The sequence below is a fragment of the Stenotrophomonas sp. ISL-67 genome, assembly GCF_018612915.1.
GTDB lineage: Bacteria > Pseudomonadota > Gammaproteobacteria > Xanthomonadales > Xanthomonadaceae > Stenotrophomonas.
In genome coordinates, this window is the sequence record NZ_JAGGRL010000001.1 from 617,503 (window position 1) to 637,729 (window position 20,227).

The window sequence follows — 20,227 nt, forward strand, 5'->3', positions numbered from 1 at the left end:
AAAAAGGCCGCCAACGGCAGCCTTTCCTGAACAAAATCAACGAATTTCAGCCCGGCAGGATGATCGCCGCAGCCACCTTGCGGCTCTCGCTGGCCAGCAGGTTGAAGGTCCGGGCCGCCGCCGCATTGGTCATCACTTCAATGCCGATGCCACGGGTCAGGCAGGCCCCCATGACGTCGGCGGAAGGAAACTGCTGCGTTTCCCCGGTCCCCAGGATCACCAGCTCCGGCGCCAGCGCCAGTACCGGCGCCAGGTCCGCCGGCGTCAGTTCCTTTGCGCTGGCGGGTGCCGGCCAGGCCTCCACCAGCGTGTGCGGGGTCACGATGAAGCTCAGGCCCAGCTCGCGGGTGCGGACCTGCTCGCGGTCTTCAAGGACCACCGAACCCGCGCCAACGGCGCGGAACGCGTAGGCGTAATCGGGGATTTCGTGGTTCAGCTGCATGGCGATCAGCCGCGCGGAAGCACGATCTGGCGCATTTCCTTGCTGGGGCGGTAGAGCACGGCCACGTGGCCGATGCGCTGCACCAGTGCGCTGCCAGAGGCCTGCACCAGTTCGGCGATCATGGCGTCGCGGGCGTCGCGGTCTTCCGCGCCCACCTTCACCTTGACCAGTTCGTGACGCTCCAGCACTTCGTCCAGTTCAGCCAGGAAGGCCGGTGTGACCCCCTTGCCGCCGATCTGCAGCAGGGCTTTCAGATCATGGGCGTGGCCGCGGAGGAAGCGGGTCTGGGACGAGGTCAGGACAATAGACATTCAGGAACAAGCGGTTAACTGGGGCGATCAGGGTATCATGACCACCCCGTCCGGCCCTATCTCCAATGGTTTCCCGCAGCAAGAGCAGCCAACGCTGGTTGAAAGAACACTTCGCCGACCCCTTCGTGAAGAAGGCCCAGGCAGAGGGCATGCGCTCGCGCGCGGCCTACAAGCTGGAGGAGCTGCTCGCGCGTGACCGGCTGCTGAAACCGCACATGGTGGTAGTCGACCTGGGCGCCGCCCCGGGGGGCTGGTCCCAGCAGGTCCGGCGCCAGATCGGCGACACCGGCCGGGTGCTGGCCCTGGACATCCTGGAGATGCCGCCGCTGGCCGGCGTCGAGTTCCTTCACGGGGACTTCAGGGAGCAGGCCGTCCTATCGGAGTTTGAAGCGATGGTGGGGGATCAGCCGGTAGACCTTGTGCTCTCGGATATGGCCCCCAATAAAAGTGGCATGGACGCGGTGGACCAGCCGCGGATGATGCACCTGGCCGAGTTGGCGCTGGAGTTTGCCGACAACCATCTCAAGCCGGGTGGCGCGTTCCTGATCAAGCTGTTCCAGGGCGTGGGCTTCGACGACTACGTGCGCGAGATGCGCCGCCGGTACGACAAGGTCGTGATCCGCAAGCCTGAAGCGTCCCGGAAGCGCTCGCCCGAGGTGTACGCCTTGGGGCAGGGCAAACGCACCCAGATCAAGTAAGCTCAACCAGACCAATAGCATCAGGCATTAGAGGAACACCGGAGCCAATGAGGATGAACGACTTGACCAAGAACCTCCTGCTATGGGTGGTCGTCGCCGTGGTGCTCATGGTGGTGTTCCAGAGCTTCTCGCCCAAGAGCAGCGGCGCCGGTACCCAGGGCGCCACGTATTCGCAGTTCCTCGACCAGGTGGACAGCGGCAACGTCCAGAAGGTGACCTTCAGCGGTGACATGCGCAGCGGCGTCAACCAGATCGCCTATGTCACGCGCAGTGGCCAGTCGGCCACCATCACCGCGCCGCTGGACCGTGAACTGATCAACGTGCTGCGCGCCAAGAACGTGGAAATCGTCCAGGAAGAGCCCTCCAGCGGCATCTCGCTGGGCGCCATCCTGATGAATTTCCTTCCGGTGATCCTGATCATCGGCTTCTGGCTGTTCATCATGCGCCAGATGCAGGGCGGTGGCGGCGGTGCCAAGGGCGCGATGTCCTTCGGCAAGTCGCGCGCCAAGCTGCAGGGCGAAGACCAGATCAAGGTCACCTTCGCCGACGTCGCCGGCTGCGACGAAGCCAAGGAAGAAGTCGGCGAACTGGTCGACTTCCTGCGCGACCCGACCAAGTTCACGAAGCTGGGCGGCAAGATCCCGCGCGGCGTGCTGATGGTCGGCCCGCCCGGTACCGGCAAGACCCTGCTGGCACGTGCCATCGCCGGCGAAGCCAAAGTCCCGTTCTTCTCGATTTCCGGTTCGGACTTCGTGGAAATGTTCGTCGGCGTCGGCGCCAGCCGCGTGCGCGACATGTTCGAGCAGGCCAAGAAGCAGGCTCCGTGCATCATCTTCATCGACGAAATCGACGCCGTGGGCCGCCATCGTGGTGCGGGCCTGGGCGGCGGTCATGATGAGCGCGAGCAGACCCTGAACCAGCTGCTGGTGGAAATGGACGGTTTCGAGGGGGGCGAGGGCGTGATCGTCATCGCCGCCACCAACCGCCCGGACGTGCTGGACCCGGCGCTGCTGCGCCCGGGCCGCTTCGACCGCCAGGTCGTGGTGGGGCTGGCCGACGTCAGGGGCCGCGAGCAGATCCTCAAGGTGCACATGCGCAAGCTGCCGCTGGCCGACGACGTCGAGCCGATGGTCATCGCGCGCGGCACCCCGGGCTTCTCCGGTGCCGACCTGGCCAACCTCTGCAACGAGGCGGCGCTGTTTGCTGCGCGCAGCAACGAAAAGGAAGTGCGCATGGAGCACTTCGACCGCGCCCGCGACAAGATCCTGATGGGGGCCGAGCGTCGTTCGATGGCCATGAGCGAAGAAGAGAAGACGCTCACCGCCTACCACGAAGCCGGCCATGCCATCGTCGGCCGCCTGGTGCCCGAGCATGATCCGGTCTACAAGGTCACCATCATCCCGCGCGGCCGCGCGCTGGGCGTGACCATGTACCTGCCGGAAGGCGACAAGTACTCGATGAACCGCGTGGCGATCGAATCCCAGCTGTGTTCGCTGTACGGCGGTCGCGTGGCCGAAGAGCTGATCTTCGGCGCCGACAAGGTCACCACCGGCGCCTCCAACGACATCGAGCGCGCCACCAAGATGGCCCGCAACATGGTCACCAAGTGGGGCCTGTCCGACGAGCTTGGCCCGATTGCCTATGGCGAAGAGGACGACGAAGTGTTCCTGGGCCGTTCGGTGACCCAGCACAAGAGCGTGTCCGACGATACCGCGCGCCGCATCGACGAAGTGGTGCGCAGCATCCTGGACAAGGCCTACGCCCGGACCACCGAGCTGGTTACCGCCAACCTGGACAAGCTGCATACGATGTCCCAGCTGCTGCTGCAGTACGAGACCATCGATGCGCCGCAGATCGACGCCATCATGGAAGGCCGCGATCCGCCGCCGCCGATGGGCTGGGGCAAGTCCAACAAGGACGGTGGCAACAACAACGACAAGGGCGGCGATGCCCGTCCGCTGCCGCCGATCGCCGGGCCTGCCGAGCAGATCTGAGTGTAGCGCCGGGCTCTGCCCGGCAAGTCGTAGCGCCGGGCTCTGCCCGGCCGCTTCAAAGGCCGGGGCAACCCGGCCTTGTTGGTTTCCAAGCGTCCCCGGAGCTTCCATGTCCACCCCACCGCCCCCGGTCTCCCACACCACCGAAATCGTGATCGCCACGGTGGTCGGTGCCGCAGTGGGCCTGCTCAGCGAAAACTACCTGCTGGGGGGCGTTGTCGGCATCGCGCTCGGCATTGGCCTGAGCGTGGGCAAGACCCTGTACCTCGACCGCAAGCGTCGCCGCCGCTGAGCCCTTGCGCCGCTGCGCGGCAATCGGCACGATGCCGGGGCGCGGTTGCATCAGGCAACCACCGCCAACATTCCAGGGGGAATACATGCGTCATTCGATGCGCGCGGCCGCTGCCGTGCTGCTGTGCTGTGCCACGCCCGCGTTCGCGGCCACCGTCCATGTGCAGGACCCGGTGCCGTTCTCCGAGTCGTCCTACATCGCCGACAACATCAAGGCCGAATGCCGGATGGGGGCGCAGCTGGCCACCGCGCTGGGCAGCAACGCCCCAAAGTTCGGTAACACGATCGCTTTCGATGAGGCACCGGTCGGCCAAGGACGGGTGCTGAAGCTTGAGTTGGTGGAAGCGCAGAGCGCCGGCAACGCCTTCAGCGGTCACTTCAAGTCGGCAACCGTGCGTGGCGTGTTGATGGACGATGGGCAGAAGGTCGCCGTCGTAACCGCGCGCCGGGTATCGCGCGGCGGCGCGTTCGGGGGCTTCAAGGGGTCCTGCGACGTGCTCGAACGCGTGGTCACTGCCATTGGCGGCGACCTGGCCGAATGGCTGGCCAACCCGGTCGACAACGCCAGGCTCGGCGATCTCTGACCCGGTAGAGCCACGCCCTGCGTGGCTTCGGGGTGCCGGACACGGTCGAAGCCTACCCGTTGACGGAGGATGCGCCAGCGTAAACTAGGCGCTGGCGTATTTCGTGGATGGCCCATGTTCGACACTTTCCCCCAGCTTGACTGTGCCGGCCGGGTGCTGCGGCTGGACCGCCCGCGCGTGATGGGCATCGTCAACGTCACCCCGGATTCGTTCTCCGACGGTGGCGCGCACGACAATACCGACGCCGCGGTCGCGCACGGTCTGCAACTGGTCGCCGAAGGTGCCGACCTGCTCGACATCGGCGGCGAATCGACCCGTCCCGGCAGCGCCCCTGTGCCGCTGGAGGAGGAGCTGCGCCGGGTGATCCCGGTGATCGAACAGCTCGCGCGCCAGACCCATGTGCCGATCAGCATCGACACCTTCAAGCCGGAGGTGATGCGCGCGGCCGTGGCCGCCGGGGCCGGCATGATCAACGACATCCATGCGCTGCGGCAGGACGGCGCCTTGGCCGCCGCCGCCGAGCTGGGCGTACCGGTGGTGCTGATGCACATGCGGGGCGAGCCCGGCAGCATGCAGGACACTCCGCGCTACGACGACGTCGTGTCCGAGGTGCACCGCTTCCTGGCGGACCGCATGTTCTCGGCCGAGATGGCCGGCATCGCAAAGAAGAACCTGGTGATCGACCTGGGATTCGGCTTCGGCAAGAGCACCGAACACAACATGACCCTGCTGGCATGCTCCGCCCGCTTCCTGGAGCTGGGCGTGCCGATGCTGGCCGGGCTGTCGCGCAAGCGCAGCATCGGTGAGCTGACCGGGCGCGAGGTGCCGCGTGACCGCGCGGCCGGCTCGGTGGCCGCGCACCTGATCGCCGCCCAGCGCGGCGCGATGATCCTGCGCGTGCATGACGTTGCCGCCACCGTGGATGCGCTGAAGGTGTGGGCCGCGGTGGATGCGGTGCCGATGCCGCGCGTGGACGCCGCCCCGGCAATGCCGCGCTGGCCGGACGAGGACTGATGGGCGCCGATCAGCGCCCCTTGGCGATCGCAGTGATGGGCCCGACCGCCTCGGGCAAGACCGCCACCGCCATTGCCCTGGCCCGGCAGCTGGGCGGCGAGATCGTCAGCGTCGATTCGGCGCTGGTGTATCGCGGGCTGGATATCGGCTCGGCCAAGCCGGATGCCGCCGAGCGCGCACAGGCACCGCACCACCTGCTCGACCTGCGGGATCCGTGGCAGACCTACTCAGCGGCTGAATTCGCCGCCGATGCCGCGCGCGTGGTGGCCGACATCGTTGCCCGCGGACGCATGCCGATCCTGGCCGGCGGTACCGGCCTGTACTTCCGCGCGCTGCTGCAGGGGTTGTCGCCGATGCCGCCGGCCGATCCCGCCACCCGCGCGCTGATCGGCGCCGAGGCTGCCGAGCGGGGCTGGCCGGCATTGCATGCGCAGCTTGCCCAGGTCGACCCGGTTGCGGCAGCCCGCATCCACGCCACCGACCCGCAGCGTATCCAGCGGGCGCTGGAGGTGTACCGCCTGACCGGCACGCCGATCAGTGAATGGCAGAAACTGCCCGGCGTGGACCGGCTGCCGGTGCGCTGCCTGAAACTGGTGCTGGCCCCGCGCGAGCGCAGCGTGCTGCACCAGCGGATCGAAACCCGTTTCGACAGCATGCTTGGCCAGGGTTTCCTGGACGAGGTCCGGGCGCTGCGTGCCCTGCCGCAGATGGCGGCGGTCGCCGCGCCGCTGGACCTGCCGGCGATCCGTGCCGTCGGCTACCGCCAGGCGTGGGAGTTCCTGGGCGGGCAGGGGAGTGCCCGTGATTTCCGGGACAAAGCCATCTACGCCACCCGCCAGCTGGCCAAGCGCCAGTTGACCTGGCTGCGGGGGGAGCTTGATGCACGCTGGTTTGACCCCCATATAGACGGGGATTCCCTGGCCGATGCCGTAGCGGCCTTTGTTGCCCGCTGAGCCACAGCGCCTTGGCCCCGGCCCGTGTACCATCGGAGTTTCCGGTGCGGGGGCCGTGGCAGTTGCCGGAAGACCATAAAAACAATAATGAGGAGTGTGCAATGTCCAAGGGGCAATCGCTGCAGGATCCGTTTCTGAATGCACTTCGGCGCGAACGCGTGCCGGTGTCGGTGTATCTGGTCAATGGCATCAAATTGCAGGGAACGATTGAATCGTTCGATCAGTTCGTTGTCCTGCTGCGCAATACGGTGAGCCAGATGGTGTACAAGCACGCCATTTCGACCGTGGTGCCTGCGCGCAACGTCAAGGTGGGCCCCGGTGGTGGCTATGTGCAGTCCAATGAAGGTGGCGCCGACGGTGCCCAGGAAGAAGACGACGTTGAATGAAGTAAGCAATAACGGAGGCGCGCGTGTTTGATCGTTCCAAGCGAGGCGAACACGCGATCCTGATCCAGCCGCACTTCGGCCGGCTGGAAGAAGATGTGCTGGAAGAGTTCACCGATCTGGCCCGCTCGGCCGGGGCCAGCGTCGCGGCCACCCTGACCGCGCGCATCGACCGGCCCAACCCGTCGATCCTGATCGGCTCGGGCAAGCTGGACGAGATCAAGGCCGCCGCCGAGGCCACCGGTGCCGATCTGGTGCTGGTCAACCACGCGCTGTCGCCCTCGCAGGAGCGCAACCTGGAGCGCTTCCTCGAGCGCCGCGTGATCGACCGTACCGGCCTGATCCTGGACATCTTCGCCCAGCGTGCGCACAGCCACGAAGGCAAGCTGCAGGTGGAACTGGCGCAGCTGCGCCACATGTCCACCCGGTTGGTACGTGGCTGGACCCACCTTGAGCGCCAGCGCGGTGGTGCCATCGGCCTGCGCGGCCCGGGCGAAACCCAGCTCGAAACCGATCGCCGCCTGCTGCAGAAGCGGGTGGAGCAGTTACAGAAGCGGCTGGAAAAGGTCGAAGTACAGCGCACCCAGATGCGTCGCGCCCGCGTGCGCAGCGAACTGCCGCGCGTGGCGCTGGTGGGCTACACCAATGCCGGCAAATCGACCCTGTTCAATGCGTTGACCGGCGCGGAAGCGTACGCCGCCGACAAACTGTTCGCGACCCTGGACCCGACCGTGCGTCGCATCGCGGTGCCTGGCGGCAACGTGGTGCTGGCCGACACGGTCGGCTTCGTCCGCGACCTGCCGCATGAGCTGGTGGCTGCGTTCCGCGCGACCTTGAGTGAAGCGCGCGAAGCCGACTTCCTGCTGCACGTGGTCGATGCCGCCGATCCGCACCGCGAGGAGCGCATCGCCCAGGTCGACGAAGTGCTCAATGAAGTCGGTGCGGGCGAATTGCCGCAGCTGCTGGTGTTCAACAAGATCGACCGCATCGAAGGCAGCGAAGTCCGCCACGACGGCCAGGACGGCATCCCGGATACCGCACGCCGCGAACGGGTGTGGCTCTCGGCCCGCGACGGGCTGGGCCTGGACCTGCTGCAATCGGTACTGGGCAAGCGCCTGGGCCTGCAGCACGTCAGCGGCGACCTGCGCCTGCCGCCCAGCGCGGGCCGGTTGCGCTCGCGCCTGCACCAGCTGGAAGTGGTGCGTGGCGAACAGAGCGACGAGGACGGCTGGCTGCTGCAGGTCGAAATCCCGATCGCCGAAGCCGAGAAGCTGGCGGCCGCCGACGACGGTGCCCCGATCCGCGCGTTGCTCCCGGAGAAGGTACCCGAGTGGTGAATCCGTCCCAAGGACACGCATGGCGTGCCCTACGCAACGGGTGCAGCCGACATCAACGTTCGACCCCCAACCCGCGCGACCAAGGATCGTAGTGACACGCCATGCGTGTCAAAGCCACGACCCTGCGCACGTGACACCCCACGGGCAACCGGGTTAAAACGCTGCCATGAACATTCCCACCGACACCGAACTCTCCGACCTCGCCCGCGCGGTCGGCCAGCGCCTGCACCAGGCGTCGCTCCAGCTGGTCAGCGCCGAAAGCTGCAGCGGCGGCTGGATTGCCAAGGCGATGACCGACATCGCCGGGTCGTCGGCGTTCTTCGACTGCGGCATGGTGGTCTACAGCTATGAAGCCAAGCAGCGCCTGCTTGGCGTGCGCGCGCAGACCCTGGAGCAGTTCGGCGCGGTCAGCCGCGAGACCGTGCTGGAAATGGTGTCCGGTGCGCTGGTCAATTCCGGTGCCGGCATGGCTGTGGCCGTGACCGGTATCGCCGGCCCCGGTGGCGGCAGCCCCGACAAGCCGGTGGGCAGTGTCTGGATCGGCTGGAAGCAGCGCGGGGGATACGCCCGCGCCCAGCTGTTCCAGTTCGATGGCGATCGTGAAGCCATCCGCCGCCAGACCGTGCAGCAGGCGCTGACGGGAATTTTCCCGGCGCTGTGACATCCTGAGCCCTGCTGTCGAACGAGGGTGCACCGATGTGGGAAACGCTGGGAACCGTCCGTGACCTGGGGCGCCTGCAGGAAATCGCCTCGGTCCTGATCCGCTATGGCTTCGGCGACCTGGTGCGCCGCATCGGGCTGGCCGACGTGCTGGAACGCGCTGGCCGCCTGCTGCACTGGAACGACACCCAGCAGATCCTGCGCATGACCGCCCCGGTGCGGGTGCGCCGGGCGATGGAAGACCTGGGGCCTACCTTCGTCAAGCTGGGCCAGGTGCTGGCCACCCGCGTGGACCTGTTCCCGCCGGACTGGATCGCCGAATTCTCCGAATTGCAGAACGCGGTGCCGGCGTTGCCGTATGCGCAGGTCCGCGAACAGCTGGAAGCCGATCTTGGCGCACCGGCCACCGAGGTGTTCGCGTGGCTGGACCAGACCCCGATGGCGGCCGCCTCGCTGGCCCAGGCGCATCGTGCCACCCTGCACGATGGCAGTGCGGTGGTGTTGAAGATCCGCCGGCCCGGCATCCGCGAGGTGATCGAAGCCGACCTGCGCCTGCTGGCGCGCCTGGCCGAGATCGTCGAAGCGCGCCTGCCGGACCTGCAGCGCTATCGCCCCGCCGAAGTGGTGCAGCAGTTCCAGGTCTCGCTGCGGCGCGAGCTGGATTTCGCCGCCGAGTGCCGCAACGCCGAGCGCATCGCGCGCAACTTTGCCGGGCGCAATGACATCCTCATTCCCAAGGTGCATTGGCAGTGGACCTGCGAGAGCCTCAACGTGCAGGACTTCGTGGACGGTATCCCCGGCCGCGACCTGGCCGGCGTGGATGCGGCCGGGCTGGACCGGGTCCGGCTGGCCCGCACCGGCGCCCGCATCGTGCTCAAGATGGTGCTCGAGGACGGCTGTTTCCACGCCGACCCGCACCCGGGCAACATCATCTACCTGCGTGACGGCCGGATCGGCGTGATCGATTTCGGCATGGTCGGGGCGATTTCAGAGCAGCGGCGGTTCCAGGTCGCGCAGCTGCTGCATGGGCTGGTCAGCCAGGAACCGGAGTCGGTCACCGACGTGCTGCTGGACTGGTCGGGCGGCGTGGACGTTGACGAATCGCGGCTGCAGCAGGACATCAGCACCTTCGTCGACCAGTACCGGGGCGTGCCGCTCAAAGACCTGCACATGGGGCTGATGCTGGGCAACATCACCCAGCTGCTGCGCCAGCATGCGCTGACCCTGCCGGCCGACCTGGCGCTGATGATCAAGACCTTCCTGACCCTGGAAGGCATGGGCCGCCAGTTGGACCCGCAGTTCGACATGGCCACCGCCGCGCGCCCGTTCCTGGAGCGCGTGATGTGGCAGCGCTTCGCGCCCTCGGCGATGCTCAAGCGCGGCAAGCGCAGCCTGATCGGGTTGCTGGACCTGGCCGGTGACCTACCGCGCGATGTGCGCCAGCTGGTGCAGATGGCGCGTCGCGGGCGATTGCAGCTGAAGGTGGAGACCACCGCGTCGCAGGGCTTCGGTGAGCAGGTCAACCGGGCCGCGAACCGGCTGGTGGTGGGGATCGTCACCGCCGCGCTGATCATTGGGTCGTCGATCGTGATGCACAGCGTGGGCGGGCTGTCGAGCCGCTGGTTGCTGGCGCTGGGGGTGGCCGGGTTCGTGGGGGCGGGGTTCTGCGGTGTGTGGATCCTGTTCTCGATCTGGCGCTCCGGGCGGCATCCGTGACGGGAGCGAACGCCGACGATCATTTACCTACCGGCGTAGGGACACGCCATGCGTGTCCGCTCTCCGTTCCGGTGGCATGACCGCTGACGGGCGGCTTCGGACGGTCTAAACGTCGGTTGGATGGTGCCGATCGATGCCCGTTCGGCTTCGGATCCTTGTGCCGCGCTGCGCGCGGTTGCCACGCATGGCGTGGCACTACGAACTGCTACGTGCTGGCGGCCAGACCCGGATACCGACACGTTGTCTTCGCTTTTTCCTGGTGGGGGCTTGCGTGTGTCGGGTGTTAGTAGTAATACTACTAACCATGGACCTTACCGACACCCAGCAGGCGATCCTGCAGTTGATCGCCGAGCGCATCGAGACCGATGGCGCGCCGCCGTCGCAGACGGAAATCGCCCGTGCGTTCGGCTTCAAGGGCGTTCGGGCCGCGCAGTACCACCTGGAAGCGCTGGAACAGGCCGGGGCGATCCGTCGCATTCCCGGCCAGGCCCGCGGCATCCGGCTGGTGCAGGCGCCGCCGCTGCAGGACGGGCTGCCTGCCTCGCTGGCGGTTCCCGCGCTGCCCGACCACGTGCTGCGCCTGCCGGTGCTGGGCCGGGTGGCGGCGGGCCTGCCGATCGGCGCGGACATCGGCTCGGACGATTTCGTGGTGCTGGACCGGGTGTTCTTCTCACCCGCGCCCGACTACCTGCTCAAGGTCCAGGGCGACTCGATGATCGACGAGGGCATCTTCGACGGCGACCTGATCGGCGTGCACCGGACCCGCGACGCCCGCTCGGGCCAGATCGTGGTGGCGCGCATCGATGACGAGATCACCGTCAAGCTGCTGAAAATGGGCAAGGACCGGATCCGGCTGCTGCCGCGCAATCCCGATTACAAGCCGATCGACGTCCTGCCTGACCAGGATTTCGCCATCGAAGGCCTCTATTGCGGCCTGCTGCGCCCGAACCGCTGATTTCTTCAACGCACGACATGCACGGTCTTTTGTGGCGATTCTCTGGTTTGGCTGAGGTTGGTACGGATGTCCGATAATTTTTTTCCGAACGCCGGGCAGAATCTCAGCCTGTGCGATACGCCAACCTTAAAGTGACCCCGTGGCCAAGAAGACCTCCAAAGACACCCCCTCCAACGACATGACCTCTGCAAGGACCAATCCGATGGACGAGAACAAAAAGCGTGCCCTGACCGCCGCCCTGAGCCAGATCGAAAAGCAGTTCGGCAAGGGTTCGGTCATGCGCATGGGCGACCGCGTCATCGAGGCCGTCGAGATCATCCCGACCGGTTCGCTGATGCTGGACATCGCGCTCGGCATCGGCGGTCTGCCGAAGGGGCGTGTCGTGGAGATCTACGGTCCGGAGTCCTCGGGCAAGACCACCCTGACCCTGCAGGCGATCGCCGAATGCCAGAAGAAGGGCGGTACCGCCGCCTTCATCGACGCCGAGCACGCGCTGGACCCGATCTACGCCGCCAAGCTGGGCGTGAATGTGGACGACCTGCTGCTGTCGCAGCCGGACACCGGTGAGCAGGCGCTGGAAATCGCCGACATGCTGGTCCGTTCGGGCTCGGTGGACATCGTGGTGGTCGACTCGGTCGCCGCGCTGACCCCCAAGGCCGAAATCGAAGGTGAAATGGGCGACCAGCTGCCGGGCCTGCAGGCCCGCCTGATGAGCCAGGCGCTGCGCAAGCTGACCGGCAACATCAAGCGCTCCAACACCCTGGTGGTGTTCATCAACCAGCTGCGCCACAAGATCGGCGTGATGATGCCGGGCCAGAGCCCGGAAGTGACCACCGGCGGCAACGCCCTGAAGTTCTACGCCTCGGTCCGCCTGGACATCCGCCGCATCGGCGCGATCAAGAAGGGCGACGAGATCATCGGCAACCAGACCAAGATAAAGGTCGTCAAGAACAAGCTGGCGCCCCCGTTCAAGCAGGTCATCACCGAAATCCTGTACGGCGAAGGCATCAGCCGCGAAGGCGAACTGATCGACATGGGCGTGGAAGCCAAGCTGGTCGAGAAGGCCGGCGCCTGGTACAGCTACGGCGAAGAGCGCATCGGCCAGGGCAAGGACAACGCCCGCGGTTACCTGCGCGACAACCCGCAGGTTGCCCAGCGCCTGGAAGCCGAGCTGCGCGAGAAGTTCCAGCCGGCCGAAGCTGCCCGCGAGAGCGGTGACAGCGATGGCGACGACGCCGAAGAGTAAGTTTACTGCGGGGCAGGGCGGCGCCGTCAGTGACGCTCGCCCTGTCCCGCAGCTTCAGTTTTCCCCCGACGGGGAGCGCCACGGATGGCGCAGCAGATGAGGGCTGCCATGCACGATTCCGACGCCCCGCCGCCCGGCCGCAAACGCCGGGTCCGTGAACAGACCCCGGTCCAGCGGGCACTGGGCCTGCTGGTACGCCGCGAGCATTCGCGCAAGGAACTGACCCGCAAGCTCACCGCGCGCGGTATCGAAACCGAGGCCGCCACGGCGGCGGTGGAAAAGCTGAGCGAGGCCGGTTGGCAGGATGACACCCGGTTCGCCGAGAACCTGGTCCGGTTCCGCGCCAACAGTGGCTATGGGCCGCTCCATATCCGTGCCGAACTGGGGACCCACGGCCTCGACAGCGAGCAGATCGCGGCCGCCATGGACACCTTCGAGGGCGACTGGATCGAAAATGCCCGGGATATGGTCCGCCGCCGGTTTGGCGAGGCCGGGCCGCAGGACCTGGCCCAGCGCCGAAAAGCGGCCGACCTGCTGGCCCGCCGCGGGTTCGATGGCGACAGCATCCGCCGGGCGACGCGTTTTGACCTGGAAGATTGACCGGGTCGGACTGTCAGACGGGCGCGGCGTGTCGCTGCGGCCTTGGCCTGTTACCCTTGGTGGTTTCGGCGGTCCTGTAGATGACACCCGGCCATAGGGGCTGCGTGCCAGGGGCCGACCGGCCCGCAGACAGCCAGCCCCCCCATGACCGAATCCGCCAAATTCACCACCTCCCAGATCCGCAGCGACTTCCTTGAATTCTTCAAGGGCAAGGGCCATACCATCGTGCCGTCGGCACCACTGGTGCCGGGCAATGATCCGACCCTGTTGTTCACCAACTCCGGCATGGTGCAGTTCAAGGACGTGTTCCTTGGCGCCGAGAAGCGCAGCTACGTGCGTGCGGCGGACGTGCAGCGCTGCCTGCGTGCCGGCGGCAAGCACAACGACCTGGACCAGGTCGGCTACACCGCGCGCCACCACACCTTCTTTGAAATGCTGGGCAACTGGTCGTTCGGTGATTACTTCAAGAAAGATGCCATTGCCTGGGCCTGGGAGCTGCTGACCCAGGTCTGGAAGCTGCCGGCCGACCGCCTGCTGGTCACCGTGTACCAGACCGATGACGAGGCCTACGCGCTGTGGCGCGACATGGTCGGCATTCCAGAAGAGCGCATCGTGCGCATCGGCGACAACAAGGGCGCCCCGTTCGCCTCGGACAACTTCTGGCAGATGGCCGACACCGGCCCGTGCGGCCCGTGCACCGAAATCTTCTACGACCACGGCGCGCACATTGCCGGTGGCCCGCCGGGTTCGCCGGATGAAGACGGCGACCGTTACATCGAAATCTGGAACCTGGTGTTCATGCAGTTCGACAAGCAGCCCGACGGCACCCTGGTGCCGCTGCCGGCCCCGTGCGTGGACACCGGCATGGGCCTGGAGCGCCTGGCGGCGATCCTGCAGCACGTGCACACCAATTATGAAATCGACCTGTTCCAGGCGCTGATCCGCAAGGCCAGCGAACTGACCGGCATGGCGGACCTGGAAAACAAATCGCTGCGCGTGATCGCCGATCACATCCGCGCCTGTTCGTTCCTGGTGGTCGATGGCGTGCTGCCGTCCAACGAAGGCCGCGGCTACGTGCTGCGCCGGATCATCCGCCGCGCGCTTCGCCATGGTTGGATGCTGGGCGTGCGCCAGCCGTTCTTCAGCAAGCTGGTGCCGACCCTCGTCGAACAGATGGGCGACGCCTACGCGGAACTGCCGGCCCAGGCCGACACCGTGGTGCGTGCGCTGCAGGCTGAAGAAGAGCGGTTCGCGCAGACGCTTGATTCGGGCATGAAGATCTTCGACGACGTGGCGGCCCAGGTGACCAATGGCGTCATTCCGGGCGTGGATGCATTCCGTCTGTACGACACCTATGGCTTCCCGCTGGACCTGACCCAGGACATCGCGCGCGAGCGCGACCTGACCGTGGACATCGACGGTTTCAACGCGGCGATGGAGAAGCAGCGCGAGGACGGCCGCAAGGGCGGCAAGTTCGGCGGCGGCGTGACCCTGTCGGCAGACCTCGTTGCCACCCTCACGCCCACCGCGTTCCTTGGCTATGACCGCCTGCAGGCCGATGGCCTGGCCGTGGTGGCACTGCTCAAGGAGGGTCGTCCGGTTGACGCGGTGCAGGCCGGCGACGAGGTGATCGTGCTGACCGACAAGACGCCGTTCTATGCCGAATCCGGCGGCCAGGTGGGTGATACCGGCCGCCTCTCCGGCAACCGCGTGAACCTTCAGATCACCGACACGCAGAAGTTCGCAGGCCAGTTCCACGGCCATGTCGGCCGCGTGACCGACGGCAGCCTGAAGGTAGGCGACGTGCTCAGCGGCCAGGTGGATGGCCAGCGCCGTGGCGCCACCATCCTCAACCACTCCGCCACCCACCTGCTGCACGCCGCGTTGCGCGAAGTGCTGGGCACGCACGTGCACCAGAAGGGTTCGCTGGTCGCACCCGATCGCCTGCGTTTCGATTTCTCGCACTTCGAACCGATCAGTGCGCATGACCTGGCCGTCATCGAGCGCAAGGTCAACGAGCAGGTGCGCGTGAACAACGCCGTCGAAGTGCACAACATGGCCATGCAGGAAGCACTCGACTTCGGCGCGATGGCGCTGTTCGGCGAGAAGTACGGCGAGAACGTGCGCGTGCTGAAGATGGGGGATTACTCCACCGAATTGTGCGGTGGCACGCACGTGTCGCGCACCGGTGACATCGGTCTGTTCAAGATCACCTCCGAAGGTGGTGTGTCCTCGGGTGTGCGCCGCATCGAAGCGGTGACCGGGCAGGGCGCCTTGGACTACGTGGCGCACGAAGAAGCGCAGTTGGCCGAAGCCGCCGCGCTGCTCGGCGGCAACGTGGGCGAGGTGGTCGACAAGATCCGCCAGCTGGCCGAACGCCAGAAAAAACTGGATCGCGAACTGGAGTCGCTCAAGGCCAAGCAGGCCACCGGTGCGACCGCGGATCTCGGTGCTGGCGCAGTTGAGGTAAAAGGCGTCAAGGTCCTGGCCGCGCGCCTGGAAGGTTTCGACGCCAAGGCACTGCGCGAAGCCATCGACCGCCTCAAGCAGCAGCTGGGGGATGCGGTGATCGTGTTGGCCGGTACCCAGGACGGCAAAGCCGCATTGGTCGCCGGCGTGAACGGCAGTGCAACCGGCAAGGTAAAGGCCGGGGAACTGTTGTCCCACATCGCCGGTCAGATCGGGGGCAAGGGCGGCGGCCGCCCGGACCTCGCCCAGGGTGGTGGCGAGGACGGGCCCGCCCTTGCTTCCGCACTGGCCGCCGTCGTCGACTGGGTCACCCCTCGTATCTGAACGCCTGAATCCTCCTGCTCCTTGATGGGGCGGGAGAGCTGACGGTACTATGGCTAATCTTTTCCCTTTGTCGTGTGGCGTGCCTTGGCAGGGCGCTGAGCCGGTCGGGAAAATCCACCGGTTCCCTGGAGACTTGCAAAAATGTTGATCCTGACTCGCCGTGTTGGCGAAACCCTGATGATCGGTGACTCGGTCAGCGTGACCGTGCTCGGCGTCAAGGGCAACCAGGTGCGTATCGGTATCACCGCTCCGAAGGACGTGGCCGTGCACCGCGAAGAGATTTACCAGCGTATCCAGCGAGGCGATGAGCCGAATGCATCGGGAAGTGAAAATTCTTCCGATTAAGGCTTTACCTCGGGGTGTGAAAAACGTTATTCTTCGCGCCCCCGCTGAGAAGAAACACCGCAGCGACGGAACCAGAATACTGGAGCGGTGCCCGAGTGGCTGAAGGGGCTCCCCTGCTAAGGGAGTATACGGCCAAAAACTGTATCGAGGGTTCGAATCCCTCCCGCTCCGCCAGTAACAAGAAAGGCCTTCGTACGAAAGTACGAAGGCCTTTTTCTTTGTGCGCGCCTCCCTGCCGTTACAGCGGCAGGTCGAACACCAGCACTTCGGCATCGCTGGCGTTTTCCAGGGTCACTTGGGCCTCGTCGGTGATCTGCAACGCATCGCCGGTGTCCAGGGTGATGCCGTTGACCTGCAGCTGGCCGCGGGCAACCTGCACATAGGCGCCACGGCGCGGGGCCAGGGCCAGGTGGGCACGGTCGTCGCCATCCAGGATCGTGGCGTAGATGTTGGCATCCTGGTGGATCAGCAGCGCGCCATCACGGCCATCCTTCGAAGCGATGAGGCGTAGCTGGCCGCGCTTGGCCTCCGGGGCGAAATGCGTCTCCTGGTAGCTCGGGGTGATGTTCTCGGTATCCGGGAACAGCCAGATCTGCAGGAAGTGCACGGTTTCATCGGCCGAATGGTTGAACTCGCTGTGGCTGACCCCGCTGCCGGCGCTCATGCGCTGCACGTCGCCGTAGCGCAGCACCGAGCCGGTGCCCATCGAGTCCTTGTGCTCAAGCGCGCCGCCGAGCACATAGGAGACGATCTCCATGTTGCTGTGGCTGTGGGTGCCGAAGCCCTGGCCGCCGATCACCTTGTCTTCGTTGATCACGCGCAGCGGGCCGAAGCTCATGTAGCGCGGGTCATGGTAGTTGGCGAAGGAGAAGGTGTGCTGGGAGTTCAGCCAGCCATGGTTGGCCTGGCCACGGGTGGCGCTCTTGCGGATCTGCAGCATGATGCTCTCCTCGGGTGTTCGATGGTTTCGATGACGGTCCGGGGCGATGTGTGTTGTCCCTTTCCTGTTGGCGCCAGTATCCGCTTGCGTGGCGGCCTTGAAAAACGGATAGTTTTGCAAGCCATCATCGAAAAATTCGAATGCTCAAGCTCAGCCTCGACGCCCTGCAGATCCTGGATGCCATCGACCGCCGCGGCTCGTTCGCCTCGGCGGGCAAGGAGCTGCACAAGGTGCCTTCGACGATCTCCTACACGGTGTCCAAGCTGGAGCAGGACCTGGGCGTGCAGCTGTTCGACCGGATCGGCCCGCGCGCGCAGCTGACCGAGGCCGGGGTGGCGCTGCTTGAAGAGGGCCGCCACCTGCTGCGCGCGGCGCGCGAGCTGGAGATGCGGGTGCGCCGGGTGGCGTCGGGGTGGGAGGCGGAGCTGACCGTGGCGGTGGATTCGCTGTTCCAGCCGGCCTTGCTGGCCGAACCGGTGCGGGCCTTCAGCGCGGTGGCCGAGCAGACCCGGATCCGGCTGATCAGTGAGGCGCTGTCGGGCACCTGGGAGGCGCTGCTGGACCGGCGTGCGGACCTGTTGGTCGGCGCGGCCGGGGAGGGGCCGAGTGGCGGGGGATACGTAGTGGAGCCGCTGGGCGTGGTGCGGTTCGTATTCGCGGTGGCGCCCGGTCACCCGCTGGCGACCGTATCGGAACCACTGGGGCGCGAGCAGTTGGCGGCGCATTGCGCCATCGCCGTGGCCGATTCGGCGCGGCGGTTGCTGCCGCGTACGGTCGGCCTGCTGATGGGCCAGGAAACGGTGACCGTGCCCGATACGGTCAGCAAGTTCCGGCTGCAGTGCGCGGGGCTGGGGTTCGGGTTCCTGCCGGAGCCGTATGTGCAGGCGGCGGTGGCGCAGGGTCGGCTGGTGGTGCGGCAGGTGGAGGAGCCGAAGCCTGACGAGACCTTCTGGCTGGCCTGGCGGACCGGGGAGGAGGGCGCTGCGCTGCGCTGGTGGCGCGAGCGGATGCGCCAGCCGGGGGTGATGGAGGGGTGGTGGGAGCAGATGCGGGGATGGCTGTAATCCCGGGAAAATCCTGCCGTAGGGCCACGCCCTGCGTGGCTGCTCTCTGTTCCGGGGTCATGAACGCCTGAGGCGTGGCTTCGGTTCGTCCAAACGCCGGACAGATTGGCGGCGGCGGCGGTTTTCTGGGTCTTCGGACGCTTGTGCCGCGCTGCGCGCGGTGTCCGGCCAACGGCCGGACCTACGAATTGTTACGGGCCCATTGGGGCAGGGATACATCCGGTAAAGCCGTGCGCCGGACGGGGCCGTGATTGCTGAACGACGGCTGGTTGTCACGGTTTGGTCATCTGGGTGCGGTAGAGCGCCGTCCGCGCGGTCGCTAACCTGCGGGGCTCAATGTGAACCTTTGCGCCCATGAAACGCCTGCTGCTGCTTGTGCTGGCCGGGGCCGGCCTGTGGCTGGCTGCGTGCTCATCGCTTACTTCCTCTGCCGCCTCGACCTCGCTCAGCGATCGGTTGGTCGCGCCGGGCGGCGTGTCGACGTTGCTCGATACCGCGCGCATCGCGGAAGCGGTGGAGGCGGTGCCCAACCGGCATGGCTTCGTGACCGGCCGCACCGGCGTGCCGCTGTTCTGGCGCGCCTTCGATCCGGGGCGCTATGGTCTGCGCTATCAGTACCTGGCACAACAGCACGAGAACGGCGAGCCGTTGAATACCGGGCTGCAGCTGGCCTTGCCGTACCCGTTCCAGGCGCAGCCGCCGCGTGGCACCGTGGTGCTGCTGCACGGCTGGATGATGAACGGTGATTCGATGTTGCCGTGGTCGCTGCAGCTGGCCGAATCGGGTTACCGGGTGATCACCATCGACCTGCGCAACCATGGCCATTCCGGCGCGGCGCCGTCGGGCTATGGCACGTTCGAATCCGATGACGTGATCGATGTGATCGATGCACTGCAGCGCCGCGGTGAAGTGGTCGGACCGCTGTACCTGTTCGGCGTGTCCTACGGGGCGGCCACCGCACTGTTCACCGCCGACAAGCTCGGCGACCGGGTCACCGGCGTGGTCGCGATGGAGTCTTTCGCCAATGCCGGCGACGCGATCCGCAGCATGATCCCGCACCTGATGTCGCTGCAGCCAACCGCGTGGAAGGCGCAGGCGATGGCTGCGTATGGGCGTTGGCGCTATGGCGGGCAGAACATCGACGCGGTGATTGCCGCCGCCAGCCAGCGCCTGGACCTGGACCTGGATACGGTGGACGTGACCCGCGCATTGGCGGATACGCGCGCCTGCGTGCTGCTGCTGCACGGCCAGGATGACGCGCACGTGCGGGTGGAGCAGGGGCGTGCACTGGCGGCCGCCAGCCCGCGCGTGCACTACATCGAGATGCGCGGCGAAGACCACATCACCCTGCCGCTGCGCCTGGACCTGCTGGGCGGGGTGGTCGACGACTGGCTTGCGCACGATGACCACGCTGGCGGCCGATGCCCTTCGCCGCAGCTGCCCCGGGAAGCCGATCGGATGGCGATGGCCGCGGTCCGCGCGCCGGTTTCCGGGCAGGGGTAGAGACACCCCATGGGTGTCGGTGCGGCGCACACAAAAAAGGCAGCCCATGGCTGCCTTCTTCTCATCGATGCAATGGTGCGCCCGGAGAGATTCGAACTCCCGACCGCCTGGTTCGTAGCCAGGTACTCTATCCAACTGAGCTACGGGCGCGCTTGCATTGTCTGGTGTTGCCTGGCCGCGATGTAATGGTGCGCCCGGAGAGATTCGAACTCCCGACCGCCTGGTTCGTAGCCAGGTACTCTATCCAACTGAGCTACGGGCGCATTTACATCACGTTGTTGCTGCTGCCGGCAGAGGCGACGCTGCCAGCCTGTTGATGGTGCGCCCGGAGAGATTCGAACTCCCGACCGCCTGGTTCGTAGCCAGGTACTCTATCCAACTGAGCTACGGGCGCGTCA

Annotated in this window: 20 protein-coding genes and 4 tRNA genes; 18 read left to right on the forward strand and 6 right to left on the reverse strand. The window is 66.4% G+C overall.

Going from position 1 to position 20,227, the window contains the following annotated elements; translation table 11 throughout:
• Positions 1-46: 46 nt before the first annotated feature.
• Together J7J08_RS02985 and yhbY are read right to left on the reverse strand one after the other, a co-directional pair.
• Positions 47-442 carry an Mth938-like domain-containing protein gene (locus tag J7J08_RS02985; RefSeq protein WP_214901333.1) on the reverse strand — a complete coding sequence of 132 codons (396 nt, stop codon included), beginning with the start codon at positions 440-442 and terminating at the stop codon, positions 47-49.
• Between the two features lie 5 nt (positions 443-447).
• A complete protein-coding gene (gene yhbY, locus J7J08_RS02990; RefSeq protein ID WP_214901335.1) occupies positions 448-753 on the reverse strand; it encodes a ribosome assembly RNA-binding protein YhbY in 306 nt (101 codons plus the stop codon).
• A 65-nt stretch (positions 754-818) separates the two neighbouring features.
• Between yhbY and rlmE the strand changes: the two genes are divergently transcribed.
• The 16 genes from rlmE to J7J08_RS03070 all read left to right on the forward strand — a co-directional run bounded on the left by rlmE (position 819) and on the right by J7J08_RS03070 (position 16,496).
• Entirely contained in the window at positions 819-1,451 is a 633-nt protein-coding gene (rlmE, locus tag J7J08_RS02995) for a 23S rRNA (uridine(2552)-2'-O)-methyltransferase RlmE (protein WP_214901336.1), read from the forward strand.
• Between the two features lie 53 nt (positions 1,452-1,504).
• On the forward strand, positions 1,505-3,445 hold the full coding sequence (gene ftsH / locus J7J08_RS03000) for an ATP-dependent zinc metalloprotease FtsH (RefSeq protein WP_214901337.1): 1,941 nt from the start codon (positions 1,505-1,507) through the stop codon (positions 3,443-3,445).
• A 109-nt stretch (positions 3,446-3,554) separates the two neighbouring features.
• Positions 3,555-3,737, forward strand: coding sequence for a hypothetical protein (locus J7J08_RS03005; protein WP_214901338.1), 183 nt, complete (start codon positions 3,555-3,557; stop codon positions 3,735-3,737).
• An 85-nt stretch (positions 3,738-3,822) separates the two neighbouring features.
• Positions 3,823-4,320 carry a hypothetical protein gene (locus tag J7J08_RS03010; protein ID WP_214901339.1) on the forward strand — a complete coding sequence of 166 codons (498 nt, stop codon included), beginning with the start codon at positions 3,823-3,825 and terminating at the stop codon, positions 4,318-4,320.
• Between the two features lie 114 nt (positions 4,321-4,434).
• Complete coding sequence (gene folP / locus J7J08_RS03015; RefSeq protein WP_214901340.1) at positions 4,435-5,334, forward strand: dihydropteroate synthase; 900 nt, start codon at positions 4,435-4,437, stop codon at positions 5,332-5,334.
• Positions 5,334-6,287, forward strand: coding sequence for a tRNA (adenosine(37)-N6)-dimethylallyltransferase MiaA (miaA, locus tag J7J08_RS03020; RefSeq protein WP_214901341.1), 954 nt, complete (start codon positions 5,334-5,336; stop codon positions 6,285-6,287). Before folP ends, miaA begins: the two co-directional genes overlap by 1 nt.
• A gap of 101 nt (positions 6,288-6,388) precedes the next feature.
• The gene (gene hfq / locus J7J08_RS03025; protein ID WP_214901343.1) at positions 6,389-6,673 is read left to right on the forward strand and encodes an RNA chaperone Hfq; all 285 of its coding nucleotides are present in this window, start codon (positions 6,389-6,391) and stop codon (positions 6,671-6,673) included.
• Between the two features lie 23 nt (positions 6,674-6,696).
• Positions 6,697-8,007, forward strand: a complete 1,311-nt coding sequence (gene hflX / locus J7J08_RS03030; RefSeq protein WP_214901345.1) for a ribosome rescue GTPase HflX — start codon at positions 6,697-6,699, stop codon at positions 8,005-8,007.
• 166 nt (positions 8,008-8,173) lie between these two features.
• The gene (locus J7J08_RS03035) at positions 8,174-8,668 is read left to right on the forward strand and encodes a CinA family protein (protein ID WP_214901347.1); all 495 of its coding nucleotides are present in this window, start codon (positions 8,174-8,176) and stop codon (positions 8,666-8,668) included.
• Between the two features lie 35 nt (positions 8,669-8,703).
• Positions 8,704-10,383, forward strand: coding sequence for a 2-polyprenylphenol 6-hydroxylase (gene ubiB, locus J7J08_RS03040; protein WP_214901349.1), 1,680 nt, complete (start codon positions 8,704-8,706; stop codon positions 10,381-10,383).
• A 304-nt stretch (positions 10,384-10,687) separates the two neighbouring features.
• The gene (gene lexA, locus J7J08_RS03045; protein ID WP_214901351.1) at positions 10,688-11,338 is read left to right on the forward strand and encodes a transcriptional repressor LexA; all 651 of its coding nucleotides are present in this window, start codon (positions 10,688-10,690) and stop codon (positions 11,336-11,338) included.
• 202 nt (positions 11,339-11,540) lie between these two features.
• A complete protein-coding gene (gene recA / locus J7J08_RS03050) occupies positions 11,541-12,584 on the forward strand; it encodes a recombinase RecA (RefSeq protein WP_214901353.1) in 1,044 nt (347 codons plus the stop codon).
• Positions 12,585-12,692: 108 nt separating this feature from the next.
• On the forward strand, positions 12,693-13,184 hold the full coding sequence (recX, locus tag J7J08_RS03055) for a recombination regulator RecX (RefSeq protein ID WP_214901355.1): 492 nt from the start codon (positions 12,693-12,695) through the stop codon (positions 13,182-13,184).
• 144 nt (positions 13,185-13,328) lie between these two features.
• A complete protein-coding gene (gene alaS, locus J7J08_RS03060; protein ID WP_214901357.1) occupies positions 13,329-15,977 on the forward strand; it encodes an alanine--tRNA ligase in 2,649 nt (882 codons plus the stop codon).
• A gap of 141 nt (positions 15,978-16,118) precedes the next feature.
• Positions 16,119-16,322, forward strand: coding sequence for a carbon storage regulator CsrA (gene csrA / locus J7J08_RS03065; protein WP_019183311.1), 204 nt, complete (start codon positions 16,119-16,121; stop codon positions 16,320-16,322).
• An 81-nt stretch (positions 16,323-16,403) separates the two neighbouring features.
• Positions 16,404-16,496, forward strand: a tRNA-Ser gene (locus J7J08_RS03070).
• A 64-nt stretch (positions 16,497-16,560) separates the two neighbouring features.
• On the opposite strand, the gene J7J08_RS03075 is transcribed toward J7J08_RS03070, so the two are convergent.
• Entirely contained in the window at positions 16,561-17,262 is a 702-nt protein-coding gene (locus J7J08_RS03075) for a pirin family protein (RefSeq protein ID WP_214901359.1), read from the reverse strand.
• Positions 17,263-17,402: 140 nt separating this feature from the next.
• On the opposite strand from J7J08_RS03075, the gene J7J08_RS03080 reads away from it, so the two are divergent.
• Together J7J08_RS03080 and J7J08_RS03085 are read left to right on the forward strand one after the other, a co-directional pair.
• Entirely contained in the window at positions 17,403-18,326 is a 924-nt protein-coding gene (locus J7J08_RS03080; RefSeq protein ID WP_214901361.1) for a LysR family transcriptional regulator, read from the forward strand.
• 354 nt (positions 18,327-18,680) lie between these two features.
• The gene (locus tag J7J08_RS03085; RefSeq protein ID WP_214901362.1) at positions 18,681-19,829 is read left to right on the forward strand and encodes an alpha/beta fold hydrolase; all 1,149 of its coding nucleotides are present in this window, start codon (positions 18,681-18,683) and stop codon (positions 19,827-19,829) included.
• A 73-nt stretch (positions 19,830-19,902) separates the two neighbouring features.
• Here the strand turns inward: J7J08_RS03085 and J7J08_RS03090 are convergent.
• From J7J08_RS03090 to J7J08_RS03100, 3 genes are all read right to left on the reverse strand, one after another.
• Positions 19,903-19,979: transfer RNA gene (locus tag J7J08_RS03090), tRNA-Arg, on the reverse strand.
• A gap of 36 nt (positions 19,980-20,015) precedes the next feature.
• Positions 20,016-20,092: transfer RNA gene (locus tag J7J08_RS03095), tRNA-Arg, on the reverse strand.
• Positions 20,093-20,146: 54 nt separating this feature from the next.
• Positions 20,147-20,223 (reverse strand) — tRNA-Arg (locus J7J08_RS03100).
• Positions 20,224-20,227: the final 4 nt, after the last annotated feature.